This is a genomic window from Marinomonas sp. TI.3.20 (genome assembly GCF_038155025.1).
GTDB classification, from domain to species: Bacteria; Pseudomonadota; Gammaproteobacteria; order Pseudomonadales; family Marinomonadaceae; genus Marinomonas; species Marinomonas flavescens.
Window position 1 is genome coordinate 1 of the sequence record NZ_JBAKAS010000131.1, and the last position, 255, is coordinate 255.

The window sequence follows — 255 nt, forward strand, 5'->3', positions numbered from 1 at the left end:
CGCTTGGCTGGACTGTCCAAAAAGTCGACGAGAACAAGAAGATGACCAACTTGCCGTTACGATTAAAACACATTGGCTTGAGAGTGGTTGTGTTTACGGCTACCGCAACATCACCAAAGACCTAAAGCGAGAAGGTAAGTCTTGTGGAAAGAATCGAGTGCTAAGAGTGATGCGCCGTGAGGGTCTAAAAGCGCTCATAGGCTACAAACGTCACCCTGCTTTTTATAGTGGCTCTGAGCGTAACACAGCGCCAAA

General features: G+C 47.8%; 1 protein-coding gene. It reads left to right on the forward strand.

Annotated features, from left to right (window positions below):
- Positions 1 to 255 (forward strand): IS3 family transposase (locus V6259_RS19875; RefSeq protein WP_341585999.1); only part of this gene is annotated, 255 nt, incomplete at both ends.